Raw genomic sequence first — 19,625 nt, forward strand, 5'->3', positions numbered from 1 at the left:
TAATCCTAATAAATATAAACTCATGATTAAGTTAAAAATCAATTATTAAAAGGTTATCAAATAATTAAAGTGTGTTCATTTTATAACTAAGTATATAGATAGAAAAAGCGAGGAAGTAATACTTCCTCGCTATTAGAAAATTAGTACAGCCTAACTAAATTTGGTTGTTAGATTTAACTGTAATAACTTTCTCCTGACACCACACTCACGAGAAAACAAAGTTATTTGCAGTCAGGGTACGGTCGGTCAGTCCAACTAATGCAGCTAATTCAGTACTTCCAGCTTTTACCAAAGTGTCGTTACCTTGTTTTAATAGCGTCAGGTCACTAAATTTAGTCACTCCACTAATACCACCAATGCCAATCACATCAAATCCTGGGTTAAAGTCGGTGACAATATTCTTGCTAGTAGGAAGGCTCGCATTAGCAATCCAGAATTGGTCAGCACCAACACCACCAGTCAAGCGGTTACCACCTCCTTGACCAGCAAATAACACATCATCACCATCACCACCAAAAAGGGAATCATTGACGCTGGAGAAGAGTTTATCATCCCCAGAACCACCATAGAGTCGGTTATTGCTGCCGTTACTAGTGATGGTATCGTTTCCAGAACCGCCGAAGAGGAATTGACCTGAACCTTCAACTACTTGCAGAGTATCAGAACCTGCACCGCCAAAGAGGTTATTACTACCACCAGCTTCGACTACGGTGATTTCATCGTTACCTGTGCCACCATCAACAGTGGTATTGCTAGCCGAACCATTAACACCCACTAAGGCTTGGTCATTACCATCACCACTGTTTACAGTAGAATTACTACCTGTAAATACGCTATCATCACCATTTCCAGTAATAATTGTGTTGTTGTTGGTTGAATCTACCGTATCTGCACCATCACCTGTAAATAAGGTTTGTCCTGGCTTAGAGGTGACATCATCGCTGTTACTAGAACCAAATTGCAGGTCTAATTGTACTGCATTCAATCCCACAGTGCGATCGCTAAATCCTGCGGCAGTGAAGTATTGAGTATCACCTACACTTTGATAATTGAGAATTGTTGCTTGACCGTTAGCAGATGGTTCAGACCTTAAAGTTCCTTTAGTAGAGGTAACTGTATCAGTTCCTCCTACCAGCGCCTCTGTAATTGCCCGACCTTTTAAATCTCCAATGCTGGGAATGTTCCACCCCAGTATTTTGGCGAGTGTAGGCGTGACATCAGCATTACTTACAGGTGCAGAGTCTACATAACCTGTTTTAAAGTCAGGGCCGATCGCTTCCATGTTATTGAAAGTATCACCGCGACCAAAACTACCATGCATCCCTTGTCCTTGCTGGAGAGTAGTGTCGGCAACTTCTACTTGCGCTTGAGGATCGTTAGGATTATTCGGGTTAGTGCTAAAGGTTTTGAAGTTAATAACAATCGAAGGGGTAGGAAGTTCTGAAGTCCCTACTAGCCCAATCGTGCTGAGTTTAAGCGCCCCAGGAATATCACCAAAAGCATCATCGGTAAAAATACCACTGATGTAATCTTTTTGTGCCAAGAATGAAACAATCTTAGCGACTAAGGTTTTATCTTTGCTGGGAACATAAAGTAAATCAGAGCCACCATTCGCAGCAACTACGACTTGGGTCTTAGGGTCAATAACACCATTGACAACTGAACCGTTACCACCAATAACACCATTGCCACTGAGAGGGTTTTGACCTGCGCTTGGATCAACTACGGCGTACTGAATATTATTGATATTGCTGGTAGTAACGGGGGCTGTGGGTTTATTGGGATCGTAGAGAGTCGATCCGAGGTCATGGGCGAGGTCGATCGCTACAAAACCGGGGGGTAAAAATCCAGCGTGAACAGTAGGAGTCTTAACACCAGTAGTAGCATCTACTGTGTAATAGTTCAGGGAAGCAGCATAGCTAGTGGTGTTGATGTAGGTTGGTGTACCTGCGGCATCAAATTTTACTCCGACAGCCTGCTTACTGATTGTGGAAAACCCGTGATCGGCTGTCACAAAGATATCTGTGTTTTCGTAGAGGGTATGACCAGGATTTGCAGGGTCGGGTGTCGCTTTCAGATAATCAATAATCTGCTTTAAGTTGGCATCAGCATCTTGAATACCTTTTTTGGATGTAGGGCCATTGATGCCAATGGTGAGGGAGTTGTTGCCAGGATCGGCTGGGTTGAAGGCATCACCATTGTTATGTTGAGTACCATCAGGATCTCTAGACCAATAGACTACGGCAAATCCTTGGGAATTTTTGTTAGCGATATCATCAACAAACTGAGGTAGGACAGCTTTGGTGGTAGCATCTGCAAAGTATTGCTGTTGTTGGGCATTAGGGTTCAGGGTTCCAGCTGTTGTCAAGTTCCCCGCAGGCTGATTGCTTCTAATGCTGCCGACAGTAGTGGCTACAGTAGTCGTACCAGGAACATTTTGACCGATCAAACCCGCATTGTTCAAGTCAGTTGCGATCGCTTGGTTCAATGGAATCGCACTTTGTGAACCAACAGCGTTAACAGGAGGATTGGTAGCGTTGGCAATGGTGTTAATATACGTGCTGTCATCAATAATGACAGTCTTAGGCGTAATATTCGCAGTTGCAGTTCCACCAGTTCGGTTATCTTGAGTGACATCTTGAATCGCTACAGGCCCCAGCTTACCGATCGCAGCTGTAGAATAACCATTAGCGCGGGCATAAGCTAGAAGTGACTCTTCCGTGAGAAAGTTATTTTTGCTGAAGCTGGTATCTGGATCGGCAAGATTGGAATTGGCATTGATATCAGCCAGAACCGGATCATTTTCAATAAATGGTGTGACATTACCATTGGCGTTAATTACTGGATAACCAGTATAGACAGTGTTGCTGAAGTCGCCTGTGTCACCCAGATAATGTCCAGTGGCGATCGCAGAAGCATTCGGGGTGGTAAAAGTAGGAAATAGCGAATGGCTATTGGTAAAATTAACCCCTTGCTGACGAATACTATATAAAGTTGGAGTATCAATTGGATTTACAGAACCGTTTCGCAATCCATCCGCAACAAAAATAATGACATTTCTACCGTTGCTGTTTGTACCAGCCATGTCTACTACTCCTTAAGTATTTAGTTCTGCAATTAATAGGGAGATTGGCTTACTAACATTTAGTCCTATTAAGGTGTTGTAGAAAATTTATTGTTTATTCAACTTCAATCACGTTAGGGGAAAAAGTCAGATAAAAATGAGTATTGACTCCATTTAAATATCTGTGAGCTTTTCCAGTTTTTAGAAAAACACCTTCATGGGAATATGTTATTAATTAATTGCCACTTCCTATTTAAAATTGATTTTTTACTCTACAGAATTAGTATTTGGTGACAAAATGCTCTAGCTCCACAACTTATGATTGTGGTTAATTAAAACGCTGTATTTTTAGCAACTACATACAAGGATAATCTTTCAAGACTGAAGAAAGGTTATCGGCAAGTTAAGGTTATAAATATGACTTTTAGAAAATAACATATTCATAACTGTATCAGATACGTAGATGCTTATATATGCGAGCTAATAAGAAAAATTGCAAATTATAAAAGTAGGACTTACGCAAAAAATATCTCAAACTCTTATTCCTCTGTTTACTCTGTGTCCTCTGCGGTTTGATTTTATGTGACCTGTGCTTAAGTCCAGAAAAATCGGAAAAATCTTCTATAGGATAGAGGCAAAAATCTGTTTTTATCTTTTATGGCTTAAATATTAAGGATTAGTTAACAACAGATAAAAAAAGAGAGGGATGAACACCCCCTCAATGAGAAAAATTAGTACAGCCTCAACAAATTATAACTAATTTTGATTGTTGAATTTTTGCTGCAAATACCTTGATTAAAAATCACTGCACTATGCAAAAGCAAAGTTATTTGCAGTGAGGGTAGTAGAGGTAATTCCTAACAATGAAACTAACTCTGAACTGCCTACTTTCACTAAAGTATCACTACCCTGTTGCAATAGCGTCAGGTCACTGAACTTAGTTACGCCAATACCACCTAGTCCAATAACATCAATTCCGGCGGTAAAGTCAGTGACAATGTTTTTGCTAGTAGGAAGACTAGCATTAGCAATCCAGAATTGATCGATACCAGCGCCACCAGTCAAGCGGTTACCACCACCAGAACCAGCAAATAACACATCATCACCATCGCCACCAACTAGGGTGTCATTGACGTTAGAAATGAGCTTGTCATCACCGGAACCACCGTAAAGTCGGTTATTGTTCCCATTACTAGTGATGGTATCGTTACCGGAACCACCAAAGAGGAATTGACGCGAACCTTCAACTACTTGCAAAGTATCAGAACCTGCGCCACCAAATAAGTTATTGCTACCACTAGCTTCTACTACGGTGACTTCATCGTTACCATTACCAGCATCAGCATTGATATTGCTAACAGAACCATTAGCACCAATTACTACTTGGTCACTACCTGCGCCAGTAGAAACAGAAGAGTCACTACCTGCTAATACAGTGTCATCACCATTACCGGTCACAACTGTATTACCTTTGTTAGCATCAACATAATCTGCGCCATCACCTGTGAATACAGTTTGATTTGGCTGAGTGGTAATATCATCGCTGGAAGTAGAACCAAATTTAATTTCTTCAGCTTTTGGTTGACCTACACCAGGAGCCAAATTAAGCGGTTTTTCCAACTTTAGCAGCAGAATTTCGTTGTTGTCGATTTTGGGATTTTGCGGATCATTTCCCGGACGACCTGTGGAGAAAGGATAGTTGTTGTCATTAGCTACCAAAATGGTATCTTTGTCAATAACTAAGACATTTTCAATGGTGACAAATGGGAAGTCAAAAGTTGTCTTACCATCACCATTTAAGTCATTGGGGTCTTGGATGTTTAACAGGTCGGCAATTTGTAGTTTTTCTACATAGCCATTAGCATCAGTTTTAGACAGGTCTACTTTATAGATCCGCTTGAATTTAGCAGTATCTCCCTGACCGCCATCCCGTTCTACAACTAAGTATTCATTGTCATTCACAACTGTGAAATCGCCGATCGCATTTGCGGGATTATCCAGTTTGTAGTAAAGCTTATTATCAGTGTATTTGCGGCTAGCAATGTCAAATTCGTTAATCCGCAAAGCACCAGTTGGATCACCCTGAACTGTTCCCTCTAACAGCATATAGAGCTTGGTTTTGCTGGCGTTGATTGCGCCACCTTCAAAGCCTTTAGAGCCGCCTAAGTTAGCAACAGCCTTTCCAGAGAGAACATCAGGATTTTGGGGCGATCGCACTATATTATTTTGAGGATCGCTCAGTTGATCTCTGACTTTATCTCCTGTAATTGGGAAGTCTGTAAAGAATGCATCCACACCAAGTTGGATGAACTGCTGAAACTCTAGTTCTGGATTACCTTTGTAATCGGCTGCGAGGTATCTATCTTCATTGCGGAAGGTGTAGGGGTGAACCTGCAAACCTGCTGTGTGAGCGTCTTGGACTAAGGTAGTAGGAGCTAAAGTTGTTTTGTCAGCATCATTTACAGCCCCATCCCCATTAACATCATCTGCTTTGCCATCATTATTAGCATCAGTACCTTTGACGCTGACAATCATCCGTTTCCAAGGGCCAATACCATCAGCGTATTTGGCAATTTCTGCTAAGCCTTCTGGGGTGCGCAAATCGCCGTATGTGCGTTTGTCACCACTCACTTTTAAATCGTAAGGCTGACTTTCGATGATTTTACCGTTGATATCGATATCGCTGGCATCGAGAAGTTGCACAAGTGGGATATCAACCCCAGCAGCAGGCATGATTGTATCATGCAGTTCCTTAAGGTTTCCGACTTCAAAAGACTGGATGAAAATGCGGCTAGGATCGGTGAAGTTCTCGGCTTTGAGGGTATCGATGAGTATCTGACCCAAATTCCGGTTAATCTTGGTGTCAGTGCCTACGTATGTGGCTTCACTAGCAGAATAAGTTGGATGCTTTGTTTCTGGATAGATACCAATCTTTTTACCTGTCTTCGCTTCCACATCCTTAACTAAGTCAATGATTTCCTTCAAGGTAGGAATTTCAAATTGACCGTTGTAGGATTGATCGCGGAAAGATAAACGTTCGATGGCGCGTAGTTCTTTAATTTCCGCTAAGGTGAAATCTTCTGCAAACCAACCTGTAACTTGGTTTCCATCCAAATTGACTGTTTTCTTGCGATCGCTAAATTTGGCAATCTCAGCTACATTTGTGGTTGTATTGCCAGTATTTACAGTACCATCAGCGTTTAAAATTGCTAAAGCTGGTTCATGACGAGCAATTAGCACACCATCTTTGGTAACTACCAAGTCAGGTTCAATAAAGTCAGCGCCTTGCTCGATTGCTAGTTTATATGATTCCAGGGTATGCTCTGGGCGAAAGCCACTTGCACCTCTATGACCAAGAACTTTCGGTGCTTTACCGTCTAAAGTCTTGAATTCGTCGGGTGTGGCAATGGGAGCTTCTAATAATTTACCAGAGCGATCAAAATGTAAGAGATAGGGGCCAAACTCTTCCCCGATCCAGAAGCTACCGTCTTTATCAACGATTAATGACTCGACATCAAAGTCTGCACCGGTGAGGAATCTTTCACTAGTTCCTTCATTCGTAATTTTGAAAGGAACCTTTTTATCTGGGTCAGATAGTTGGATGTAGTCTAAAACTTTAACGCTACCATCACCATTTTCTGCTCCCTTAAAATTCGGGTCTAAACGTTGGATACGCAGCAGAAAATCTGCACTGTTATCTTTAGCGCCGTAACCATTGTCTGAAAGGAAGTAGAAAGAGTTACTGTTAGCGAATTGTACGCCACTCAAACCTTGTACTGGTTGTCCTGGGAAAGGCCCGGTTCTCCCATTGGCGGAAATCTTGCTACCAGAAGCAGGCCCCTCACTAAAGGTATCAGCAGGAAGAGAAGCAAAACCAACTAACTCAACTTTGGGCACAATTGCAGCAAACATGGTTTGGTAAATGTGGGTTTGATCGTTTAAACCCGCAATTCCCGGAATCTGAGATCCGTAGGCTTCATACCCTTTACCTACCAAACTAGTGAGAACTTCTGAACCCGCACCTTGGTAGTAAACAGGAACTGGGCGGTTGGCGTGACTTCCCCAGCCATATTTGACATTGGGATCGGAACCCCAGTAATGTCCAACTTCCCCAGGCTTATCCAGGTTGGTTAACGCCTCAGCACCTTTAGTTGATATTAAAGTCGGAAAGTCACCATTGAGAGTTAGATAGTGATCGTGATCTGCGGTAACGATTAAGAGATTGTCTTCCCAACCACCATTTTTATCGATCCAGTCAATTGTTGAGCCAACTGCTTTGTCAAAGTCCTGCATGGTACCGATGAGGTTGTCCATGTTGTCATCATGGGCAGACCAATCAATATCACCACCTTCAACCATCAACCAGAACCCGTCGGGGTCTTTCTCTAACACATTTAATGCCGCACTTGTCAAGTCTTTGAGGGTGGGGTTTTCGTTAACCTCTTTGGCAATAAAAGACGCATCCGTCTCCCCTGGAAGCAGTGGACGCTTGGTATCCACTTTGGTGTCATCACCTTTGTTGGTGAAAACGCTGAACATATCTAAGCCGGTGGTGCTGTAGTCGCCGTTAGCAGAACTTACAGGTAAATTACCATTTTGACCACGCGCACCATACAGACCTAAAAGGCGATCGCCTTTTTCGGGATCGAGTTTCGCCGCAGTTTCAGCTAGTGTCTTAGCTGCATCCTCACCTCGTTCTAAAAAGGTGTAACCGTAAACGTTATCAGTGGGTTTAGTGCTGAGTTCTGTGTAAGTAGATTTGCTGATAAATTCATTGCTAGTATTTGGCTCAACTCCTGTTGGTAATAAGTCTCCAGGCGCAGAGAGTGGATGACCACCACCAAGGATGACTGTTGGTTGATATACCCGCAGTTCTTGTTGCAGAATGTTGTCTAATGCCGGATAGTCAGCATCATACTTGCTACGACGGTTAACGTTAGCCGCCGCCGCACCAGGCGTTGCATGGTCGATGGGAACTGAAGTCACCAAACCGGTTGATTTCCCAACTTCGTTTGCAGTTTTGAGAATCGTTTCTAGAGGGTCTTCAAAAATATCAACACCAATAGCGTTGTTGTAGCTTTTGACCCCAGTGTAGAGAGTAGTAGCGGTATTTGCAGAGTCAGGATAGCTGTATTTGATATATTCCGGGTCACTACCAGGAGTCCAAGGATTAACACCACCTTTGGCAGGGTCATAACCTACCAAGTTACCAACAGCACCATCACTAACTTTTGCACCACCTGTTGGGGTATTACCTGGGTTAAAAGTTGGGTCAAATTGGAAACCAGGGCGAACAGAACTGGCTCCAGTGAGGGGATTAGTACCATCTAGAGCTGAGTTACCAGTACTATATACTCCATTACTATCCGCGATCGTTGTACCGTAAGTAGTTACTAAACCGTAGCCTTGGAGTGTTTGAAAGTTGAGTCCTTCACCCTTACCCTCTGTATAAAAATCACTGAGAGTAGCACCTGTCTTACCATTTTGAATCTCTTTATATATGGATGCAGCACGAGCCATTTCCCAGCCCATACCATCCCCAATCATAATGATGACATTCTTAGCCATGAAAGAGAATCTCCGTGTTTTGAACTGTATGAAATGGTCTGATACCTATTCTCCGTAAACTTGCACTCAATAATTATCCTTATCTTCCTTGGCGTTCTGAGCGCTCTTCTGGTAAGTCCGCTGCGCGTTGGCGCAAGCCTCTCGCAGATAAGGCGGTTACTTGAAAAATTAAGTGCATATTCAGGGAAAATTGGTATTAGCTTTAGTGAAATTTCCCAATTAATATAGTGATGGCAAAACTAATATTTTTTTGGTTCAAAGAAATAATTAACTTTGAAAAATTAGCTATCAAACCTCACCATAGTTGACATGTCACTAAAGCTTTTTAGTGAAAATTTTCTAGTAAGATAGGCATTACCTAATTTACCAAAATATTAACTTTTCACGAATGTTGAATGATTGCATATCGCTAATAATATTTTCATGGCAAGATTAAGAAAAATCTAAGTTAGATAAAACAAATAGTTAAAATATACCCAACTAAATTAGTCTGTTTAATATTTTCATCGCCAGGTTAAGAAAAAAATAAGGTGAATGGAACAAAAGATTAATTCTCACACCAATTCTTGATGAAGATGCATATAATTAGCCTGCCTTCGCAGGCTTTGTTTGTTTAGCCCCACCCTTATAGGGTGAGGGGAAGTCGAGGATCTCAAGCGCACTGATTGACTTTAGGCGATGAAGGTAAAATTATGAGCGCTGAGGGTATTTGCTGTAATTCCCAGTAATAAAGCTAACTCTGAACTGCCGTTTTTCACTAAGGTATCACTACCCTGCTGCAATAAAGTTAGGTCACTGAACTTTGTGATTCCAATACCGCCAAGTCCAATTACGTCAATTCCTGGGGTAAAGTCGGTGACAATGTTCTTGCTAGTTGGGAGACTAGCATTTGCAATCCAGAATTGATCGATACCAGCGCCACCAGTCAGGCGGTTAGCACCTCCTTGTCCAGCAAATAACACATCATCACCATCGCCACCAACTAGGATGTCATTGGTGTTAGCAAAAAGTTTGTCATCGCCGGAACCTGCATAAAGTCGGTTATTATTCCCCTTACTGGTGAGAGTGTCGTTACCTGAACCACCAAAGAGGAATTGACCAGAACCTTCAACCACTTTCAGGGTATCAGAACCAGCAGCCCCAAATAAATTATTGCTACCACTAGCTTCAACTACGGTGAGTTCATCGTTACCCGCACCACCATCAACAACAGTATTTTTCGCAGGTTCATTCGCACCAACAAAGACTTGATCATTACCATTACCCGTTGATACTGAAGAGTCACTACCTGTAAATACTGTGTCATCACCGTTACCAGTGTCGATGGTATTTTCTGTGGTAGCTTCGACAATATCTGCACCGTTTCCTGTGAATAGGGTTTGACCGGGCTGAAGTGTAATATTATCGCTGTTGCTAGAACCAAATTGGATATTAGGTTTAACAACCGTCAGGTTATTAGGTAATTCCAAAATTCCCAATCTTTCAGCAGGGGTGTTACCAGTAACGTTAAAATCATTGTCATTAAGTAAAGCCAAAGTGTTGGGTGCAACTAATGCTAAACCCTCCAATTTTTCTCCGCCGATGTAACCCAACTGTGCAGCATTAGCTATTAAGCTTTTGCTCACAGAAGTAATTTTTGCAGTCGCTAATTCAGCCGGAGTTAGTTGTTCAATTGTCTTGCCATCTGGCAATGTAAAGTTAGTAGAATTATTGATATTGGTTGCGCCTGTCAAATCAATTTGGTAGATTAATTTGTTACTAGCGGATGTACCATTATCATCTCGTTCTACAACTGCAAATTTACCGTTACCAAGAGAAACTGCATCACCAATTTTGTCAGTTCCTGGTAAACCTTCTAGAAAATATAAATATTCGCCTGTTACCTGGTTGCTTTTGATATCAAATTCTAAAATTCTCAGATTGCGAGAGGCTTTAGAAGTTCCGTCATTAGCGACATCAGGGTTATCAATTGGACTTTGAATAAAGGCGTAGAGTTTAGAACCTTCTAAAGCCACGGCTTCAAATCCCCGATTGTTGCGGCGCTGGGCGTAAACTTCTGGTAATACTTCAGTTCCAAAAGTTCCCACACTTTGATCTGGATTGGGTGCAGTTGCAGTTCCTTTGGGGATGAATCTATCAATTAATTTACCGTTACTATCAAAGTGGTAAATTGCGGGACGGTATTCATCCACCATCCAATAATCACCATTTTCTGCTACAACAATTCCCTCTAAATCTGCACCTAAAGGATCGTTAGGTAGAGGTTTATTATCTAAATCAACGCCTATTTCATCTGTATAGGCTGTACCATTCGCCCCAGCTTGCAAATTTGGGAGTCCGGTTAACGGCGTTGTACCATCAGGGCGGAATAACTCTGTTCGCTTGGTAATTGTAATCTCACCGGTACTACGGTTAAGTTCAAAGCTGACGATTTCTGGTTGGAAATCGGGTAAGTAAAATGGTCTATTTGCACCAACAGAATCACCATTGGGGCCTCTATCTGTATTCGTAACAAATCGGAGATTACCGTTAGGTGCAATTCCTTGGAAGTACAACCCAGAAAAACCACCTAAGAAAATATCGTCACCTTTGGAAGTTGTGCCTAACTTTGGTAAATTTTCAAAGTCATATATAGTTAGTTTGGGTTGCGCAACAGGATGACGCGGATTGTAACTATTGGTGTCAATATTTAAAGGAGTGGGGAAGGCGTTAGCGATATTTTCCCAAGGTACTAATTTGAAATTAGAGTTGATATTCTCTGTTTCATCGCCATCGCTAACTATTTTAGCTGGTTCATTGTTACCATCTTGAGTCACAAATAAACCGTAGGGGAAGTTGGAACCTAAAGGTACGTTAACAACATCTGCACCATCTGATTCTTGTACACTATCAATTCCCCCATTACTACCAATTGCAAAGTTACCTAAATAATCATTATTTCCTTCACGGGTGTAAGCAACGAAGGTATTATCACCTTGGCTAGATGCTAATAGATAGCCTGTGCCATTTTTACCGTAGTAGATAGTCAATCCTTCCACATCATCGATGAGGTGACTACCACCTAAAGCTTTAACTCGATCAATTAACTTACCAGTTTTACCACTGTTGGGTTCTGCTGAAAATTTCCAAATACCTACATCTTCTTGACCAATATAGAGGAAACCGGTTTCTTGGTCTACAACCATTCCCTCTGTTTGGGCTGAACGTTCGGGATCGGAGGGGGAAGGAATAGTAAACTCTCGTACTCGTTGCGCCCCAATTTTGCCATTACCTTTGTCAATCAGTTTGAACTGGGCGATATCTCCAGTTTCCCGACGACTGGTAAAGACATAGTAATCATTGGTGATGGGACTACGATATAAAGCTAACCCGTAAGCACTGCGAGAAGATGAGGAGTAGGGAGCAAAAAAGGGTGGTGCTTGGAAAATAGTCCCAAGACTGCGATCGCTAATCTCTTCTAAATACTTACCAAGGGTGCTAGGATTGGGGTTAATCTTGAATATTGCTAGTTTATCATTACCGCGATCGCTCGCTACCGCAATATCTATTTTTTCGTTACCTAATTCAAAACCATATTGCAAATCAATGTTGTTGTAGCGAATACCGCCAGGATTCACTTCTTGCAATAGTTTACCAGATAAGTCATACACCCGCAGTCCGGCATTTTTGACTGAGGTCAGAACTAAGCTATCAGCAGTATTATTAGCATTAATATAGATAGCTGGGTCATCAGCATCAGCCCGCTGATCTGTTGGTAATGTCTCATCGTCAAATAAGTCAGGACGAGTTTCAACTCTCGGCGCGGCGGTAGGGACTAAATCTGCATCCAAAGTCAAGATTTGGGTATATTGAGTTGCACCAAAGTTGTTATCACTCACCAAAACAATCGATTGACGACCATCCGCTAATTTCGGACCGAAGGCTATACCCTCGATGTTATCTGTCCCTGTAATCGGATGATTGGGGTCAGTTGGTAGATTTAGGTCATTTAAATTCAACACTAGCCGCTTTTGGGCTGGTTGAATAGCAGCTAATTGAGTTTCGCTGAAACTGCTGAGTGAGTCGATACTGCTGATATCAGTTGCACCTTGTAGGGAAATTTCGTAGATTTTAATCTCGTTCCCAAAACCCTGTGCAAAAGAACGTTCTACAGCTAGTAATGTACCACGATTATCAATAGCCAATAAATCCACCAAACCGTTATCACTAAAGCCTGTAGTTGGGTTTGGTGTGACAGATGCATCTGTAATGTAGAGATATTCCTTTTCTGGCTGTCCCGTTACCAAATTATATTGCAAAATCCGCGATCTGCTACCTGTTGTCGTGGTAACTCTCGACCCATCTTGCAATAAAGCGTTTTCCGTGGCGGTGAACAGAGTTTTTTGATCAGGTGTAATTGTCAGGCTTTCAAACGCCAGGTTATTATATACACCTGCGGTTTGGGTATTGCTAGTATCTATAACTGGTAAAAACTTCTTGGGGACAGCTAAACTGCGAACTTCTTGCCCTGTAGTCAGGGAAAATTCTTTAATAAAGGGATTAGTCACCCTACCCGCACTAGGATTCACTTCACCCTCAGAGGAGATGAAAACTGTACCATTGTTAGTTAATGCAATCCCTTCTGGATCAAGACTGTTGCTAGCAAAGAAATTGCCGTTAGCATCTTTTAGCGGCGTAACATTGGTAAAAGTCGCTCCAGTTGTGGCAATATTTGCAGGGTCGCTAGTAAAAGTATAAAATCGGGCGGGAGCAATTTGAGAGCGATCGTCAGAGATTGCGTAAAACTGGTTTTTAGCTGCATCATAGGCGACACCAGACAACCCACCTAACGCAGTTTGTACTCCATTTACCGTTCCCGCAGCACCAGGGGGAATAAAGCCTGTAGGTAATGTAGTTTGTCCCAAAAATCCGATATCGGGAATCGTTTTCCCTGCTGTCGTTGCTCCCACTTCCACATCTGCATATACTAAACGATGGTCGGAACTAGGGAAGGGAAAAGTACCTACCAAAGGAAAATTCGGGTCAGTATTTACAGGCCAGAACACTGCGGAATTGCTAATAGTTAAATCAGCCGAAGGTAAAACATAGTCAGTCCGCAAATTACCGGGTGCAGTATCAGGAAAGTCTGCGGTATCAAAATTAGCATTACCCTTTTGGTTAACGTTTGCACCACCCTGTAAGGCTGCTTGTTGCGATGCGCCGGGACTAGTAGGAATGACATTAGTATTGATACCAGAATGCTGTAATAGTTGACGAATAGCGTTGTCATAACTATCACCATCTACCGGGTCTGCATTTTGGTCACCCATAATCACAAACCGCGAACCAGCAGTAATCCCGCCTTTTTTACCTGCATCATCATAGATGTAATCGCCTTTACCTGGGGTGATATAATCTGCCCACAAGCGAATCTCATCATGATTGCGCTTACCGTTGCGGTCTTCAGTTCCGTCAAAGGTTGGTGGTGTAGGATGACTCACGAGAACGTGAATTGTCTCGCCGTTAATTTTAATTGGAACATCCCAATGATTTTTAGAAGAAAGGCGTAAAGCGTTTTGTTCCTCTGGTGAATACCAAGGAGTATTAGAATTGGGAGTGGAGATAGTAGAAAGTAAAGAATTTGGCATATCCTTCCACAGAAAATTTTGGAAGGTGCGGATATTCGCAGTATCAATAGGATATTTGGAAAGTAGCAACATCCCATATTGACCAGGAAAATTACCAAATCCAAAAGCATCATCGCCGTATCCGGATGCGCCTGGGGTAGTGACAACTTGACCGTCATTATTTAAATCAAATCCCGAAGCAATTCCTGTATTACTAGGAGCAATATAAAAGTAGGGATAATTAACACCAGTTGCACCATTTTGGCTAACAGCTAGGTAATTTTGCTGGAATAATTGAACCGCCTCTAAAGGATTGACTTTGACGTAATCGAACTCATTAACTAATAATATATCAGGATTGTTGCGCTGGATAATTTCTGCAACAGCTTTCGCCTGAGCATTATTAGGTGTAGATAAATCAGTGATTAGCTGACCATCAGCATTACGGTTTAGGGAAGCATTGAATTGGGAAAAGCGAATTGTGTTGGTAGTTACCATAGAATGCTTTGAGGTAAATTCTAGATTTAGAGAATAAGAGAGATTATTTAAAGCGATAAACTATAAACTTGAGAGAATTATGAGTTTTTCTGAGTGAAATACATGAATTCTCACGCAGAGTCGCAGAGAATCAGAGGTTGAATTTTATCCTCATATTCAGTCACACCTATTAATATCTATTTCAGTAGCTCAAGTTATCCTGGTAACGTTAAGAAATAGCTAGCGCCAGGTTAAAGGATTATAATTATAGGGTCACAAAGACAAATTGCTGACCGCTTTCAAGTCAGCTTATCATTTGTTATACCAATTCAAATAATGTTGGCGACACATCAATATATTCTAGAGGGCACGGCACTGCGGTGCCCCTACCATCTGTCGCATTCTTTTTTCAAATTGGTATTAAAAGGTTAATCTGTCGCTATCGAGAGAAAGGACAAGTGACATTGTAAATGAGCAAATTTCATCCGACGATGCTTAGGGTTGGTTTGCTCACTGTGGTCTATTCATATGAAAACTGCTGTAATACATTATCTCTCTATTTTGTCAATGCCTAAGTTATAGTCATGACTGAATTTTCTAGTGTAAATATCAAGTAATTAACAGCACTTAACCTATCTCAGGGTAGATTGTAAATATATGAATAAAAGTATATTTTTGTAATGAAATATACGGAAATTTTTCAAACATATGGCTGACATCGTTGATACTGCTGTTAATGCTGGTTCCTTTAATACTTTAGTGGCGGCAGTCCAAGCTGCTGGCTTAGTGGATACCCTCAAGGGACAAGGTCCATTTACGGTCTTTGCACCTACTGACGAGGCATTTTCTAAGCTACCCGCAGGGACAGTAGACTCATTGCTCCAGGACATTCCACAACTGACGAAAATCCTGACTTATCATGTTGTCTCAGGTAAAGTACTGGCAGCAGATGTGGTCAATTTGGACTCAGCTCCAACTGTTGAAGGTAGCAGCGTACAAATTGACGCATCTAATGGCGGAGTGAAAATAAATGACGCTAACGTTGTTACACCAGATGTTGAAGCTGATAACGGTGTGATTCATGTTATTGATACGGTGTTGATTCCTGGCTAAAAAAAGCTCAAATAATTAAGAGCGCATTTGTAGGACAGCGATTAAAATTAGTTGCTGTCCTACTACTTTTGGAATGCGCTCGTTAGGATATATTATCGTGTCCGGTTAAACACTGATCTTTACATAAGTACTGCGCTGTAATGCAGAAATACCATGAAGTTAGTAGTAGCATGACACAGCTAATTTAGCGCATTAGCGTAAAGGAGCGTAAATCGGCGGTTAAATCATCGAAATTAAGGCATCATTCAAATCATTCTGAATATTTCCACAGCTAATGAAACGACGCGATCGCCAGATTTTTGGGATTGCTTAAGAGCGATCGCAATTACAGTTAAGGAATACCAAAAAATAAATTATCCCAAATTGTCGGGCAGGGGTAATCCCCAGCCTGACAAGTGATAGGATAGACAAATTGATAATGGAAATATTTTTTTATTTAAAAGCTTCTTATTTAACGCACATGATATGCACCCACTTACAACACGTAATTTGCGATAAAAACTAGGCATACAAAGTGCCGTAACATAGCTTACATAATTTAATATTTATTTGATAAATAGCTTATATATTCAAAAGATTAATCATTGCCAAATTGGCAACATAGCTCAGCAGCTATCAACTTAAATTCTTTTATAAAACTCTCTACATTCTAGTGAGTATTTATGCTAGCTCACTTAAATTTACAATATTTTTGAGATGAATAATACCCCAAAAATTCAGCGTCAAAAAACTGCTCTAATTACTGGAGCCGCTAGTGGCATTGGCTACCAATTAGCATACATTTTTGGTCGGAATAATTACAATTTGGTATTAGTAGACAAGAATGAAGAAAAACTTAATGAAATCGCAGATGAATTCCCCAAAAAATTTAGCATTTTTGTAAAAATATTGGCTAAAGATTTATCTATACCCACATCGCCCACAGAAATTTTCACAGAGTTACAACAATCATCTATTAAGGTTGATGTGTTGGTAAACAATGCAGGCTTTGGTACTTATGGAGTCTTTGCCGAAACCGACCTCACTACTGAACTAAAAATGCTACAGGTCAATATAGTGAGTCTCACCCATTTAACAAAGTTATTCCTTAAGGATATGGTAGAACAAGGCTATGGAAAAATATTAAACGTTGCCTCAGTTGCTGCTTTTCAACCAGGGCCTCTCATGGCGGTTTATTTTGCTACTAAAGCCTATGTCTTATCATTTTCCGAAGCAATTGCTAATGAATTAGAAGGTACAGGTGTCAGCGTCACTGTTCTTTGTCCAGGGCCAACAGCAACGGAATTTCAAAAAACAGCGGCGATGGAAGACTCAAAAATTGCCAGTGTTAATCGGATGATGGATACAGAAAGAGTAGCCAAAATTGGTTATCGTAGCTTAATGGCAAACAAAATAGTTGTGATTCCTGGGTTGAGGAATAAGATTCTCACAGAAAGTGTCAGATTTACACCCAGAAACCTAGTCACAAAAGTTGTGAAAAGTATGCACGAACTGAAAAATAAATCATAAGAGTCAAGAGTCAAGATTCAAGAGTCAACGGTCAAGAATTCAAGATATAGCTGTTGACTGTTGACTGTTGACTGTTGACAGACTTGAAAGCCTTTTATTGTCAGGGTTTTATTTTAGCTTGATGTCCTAATATATCTGGCTACAGCTATAAAATTCGTTTGTAGTTGCAGTATGCATCTAAAAGCTTTAGACTCTGGACTTTTTGACTCTTGATAGACATAACGGCTTATATGAGCTTGACATCATACTCTCAAAATGAGAGTATTAAAGTAATTGATTTTTATTGATGAATAAATATGCGCAGACAACCAAAGACGAATGCATTTAATTTCCATTCGTAACCTTCGCATTGATACTAGTCAGTTTCCTGATGTCAAAAAGCAAATAGAAGACTGGTATGCTACCGTTAAGAAGGCAGATTGGCAAAACCTCGAAGATGTGAGAAAAATTTATCGAGATGCAGAAGCAGTGGGAAATTTTACTGTATTTAATATTAAAGGTAATGATTATCGTCTAATTGTTGGTATTGACTACGAAAACCAGGTCGTCTATTACAAGTATTTTCTGACATACGCCGAATACGATAAAGATAAATGGAAAAATGACCCTTACTTTTGACCAACATAGCTATCGCAATCTTTTATCAGAAGTTGTTCCTGTCGCAATAGAAACAGAAGAAGAGTACGAACGTGTTTTAAAAGTAGTAGAACAGCTAACTTTTAAGAAGAATCGTACCAGAGAAGAGCAAGCTTTGCACAAGTTGCTTGTGATATTGATTGAAGCGTATGAGACAGAAAATTATCCGATGTCAGAATCTGCACCTCATGAAATTCTTCAGCATATTATGGAAGCAAGTGGAACTCGTCAAGCCGATTTAGTGGGAATTATTGGTTCGAGTGGTGTAGTGTCTGAGGTTGTCAATGGTAAGCGTTCGATTAGTAAGGCGCAAGCTAAAGCGTTGAGTGAGTATTTTAAGGTGTCGCCTAGTTTGTTTATTTGAGTTTGTACAAATTATTATCAATTTTATATTAGCTTAATAAAAAGCTCGTTGGACAAACCAAAATAATCCCAGAGCGACGACACAACCAGATAAGAAGCGACGCAAATTTAATTCCCAAGGATACTTTTGGATAGTACGCAACACTATAAAGGCGATAGAAACGATCGCAATTTGTCCAATCTCTACACCAATATTAAAACTAGCTAGCGATAAAGCCAAGTTTGACTGACTCAGATGAATTTCTTTGAGAACTCCAGCAAAACCCAGTCCGTGGATGAGTCCAAAGATAAATGTCAGCAACCAACGCCCACGTACACCTTTACGCCAGAAATTTTCTGCTGCTACATAGACAATAGTCAGTGCGATCGCACTTTCGACAAAGCGCACTGGTAATGTCACAATATTCAATACTGCTAATGACAGGGTGACGGAATGGGAAATAGTAAAAGCTGTGACTACTTTCAGCAGGTAACGCCAACCACCGCCTAACATTAATAAACTTATCAAAAATAAAACATGGTCGTAACCTGTGATAATATGTTCAATCCCTAACAAGATAAAACTGCTGATTTGTTGCCATATAGAATGGTCAATTAAAGCAAATTCCTTTTGTTCGGGAGTAAATACTAGGTTGCGAGTGTGTCCCCCTTGAATTACAGTAGCTAAACACCGGGCTGTGGGGACATTTGGCAGAAATAAATCGTAGTTGATGGTGAGTCCGGTAACTGGTTGTGACCAAGTGTAAGTTAGTTCTAGGGTGGTGTGAGTGTTAGTATTACTCTGGATATTGGCTGGTAAATTATCGGCTGATGTAACTGCGATTTTGCCAGCTTCTCCTTGATTGTCGATAAGACGAATGCGATCGCCTAAAAATTTCTCTAGTTCTGTTTGATGTGTGGTAACTTCATTATTGGATAGTTGTCCATCGCGGTTATCGTCGGCGGAAGCGACTAAACCTGTAGGAAATGTCAAGATAATTCCGGTTTTTGTCTGTTCTACTGTTACCTCCGCGACTGCTAAATCTGCCCAATGTGCTTGACTGGGGGTAGGGAAAGCGATCGCTAGTAAGAATGCTCCGATAAAGGAGATGAGATAAATTCGATATCTGCGCCAGTTAGTTTTCATAGTATTCTGAGAGTTTGATATACAGCAATCTGTGTAGGAGTTGGGAAAATTATTTTTCAACCGCAGAGACGCAGAGGAGGGCAGTTGCGTGGGCGGGTTTCCCGACTTGAGCAAACTGCCCGTGACGCAGAGAGAAGAGAGAAATTTTTCTTTATACCTTTGC

At 41.0% G+C, this 19,625-nt stretch carries 8 protein-coding genes; 4 read left to right on the forward strand and 4 right to left on the reverse strand.

Annotated features, from left to right (window positions below; translation table 11 throughout):
- Positions 1-205: 205 nt before the first annotated feature.
- The 3 genes from AACU32_RS16525 to AACU32_RS16535 form a co-directional block, all read right to left on the reverse strand.
- On the reverse strand, positions 206-3,085 hold the full coding sequence (locus AACU32_RS16525; protein WP_096601248.1) for an alkaline phosphatase family protein: 2,880 nt from the start codon (positions 3,083-3,085) through the stop codon (positions 206-208).
- Positions 3,086-3,874: 789 nt separating this feature from the next.
- On the reverse strand, positions 3,875-8,632 hold the full coding sequence (locus tag AACU32_RS16530; RefSeq protein WP_096601250.1) for an esterase-like activity of phytase family protein: 4,758 nt from the start codon (positions 8,630-8,632) through the stop codon (positions 3,875-3,877).
- A 671-nt stretch (positions 8,633-9,303) separates the two neighbouring features.
- Positions 9,304-14,736, reverse strand: coding sequence for a phytase (locus AACU32_RS16535; RefSeq protein ID WP_096601252.1), 5,433 nt, complete (start codon positions 14,734-14,736; stop codon positions 9,304-9,306).
- 687 nt (positions 14,737-15,423) lie between these two features.
- On the opposite strand from AACU32_RS16535, the gene AACU32_RS16540 reads away from it, so the two are divergent.
- The 4 genes from AACU32_RS16540 (at position 15,424) to AACU32_RS16555 (ending at position 18,337) form a co-directional block, all read left to right on the forward strand.
- Complete coding sequence (locus AACU32_RS16540) at positions 15,424-15,828, forward strand: fasciclin domain-containing protein (RefSeq protein WP_096601254.1); 405 nt, start codon at positions 15,424-15,426, stop codon at positions 15,826-15,828.
- Positions 15,829-16,524: 696 nt separating this feature from the next.
- Complete coding sequence (locus AACU32_RS16545; protein ID WP_096601256.1) at positions 16,525-17,337, forward strand: SDR family NAD(P)-dependent oxidoreductase; 813 nt, start codon at positions 16,525-16,527, stop codon at positions 17,335-17,337.
- A 318-nt stretch (positions 17,338-17,655) separates the two neighbouring features.
- Positions 17,656-17,955, forward strand: a complete 300-nt coding sequence (locus tag AACU32_RS16550) for a type II toxin-antitoxin system HigB family toxin (RefSeq protein ID WP_096601258.1) — start codon at positions 17,656-17,658, stop codon at positions 17,953-17,955.
- Complete coding sequence (locus tag AACU32_RS16555; RefSeq protein WP_096601260.1) at positions 17,939-18,337, forward strand: helix-turn-helix domain-containing protein; 399 nt, start codon at positions 17,939-17,941, stop codon at positions 18,335-18,337. Before AACU32_RS16550 ends, AACU32_RS16555 begins: the two co-directional genes overlap by 17 nt.
- 33 nt (positions 18,338-18,370) lie before the next feature.
- Here the strand turns inward: AACU32_RS16555 and AACU32_RS16560 are convergent, their stop codons facing one another.
- Complete coding sequence (locus tag AACU32_RS16560; protein WP_096601262.1) at positions 18,371-19,462, reverse strand: HupE/UreJ family protein; 1,092 nt, start codon at positions 19,460-19,462, stop codon at positions 18,371-18,373.
- Positions 19,463-19,625 lie beyond the last annotated feature (163 nt).

This window comes from Calothrix sp. NIES-2100, from assembly GCF_963875285.1.
GTDB lineage: Bacteria > Cyanobacteriota > Cyanobacteriia > Cyanobacteriales > Nostocaceae > Aulosira.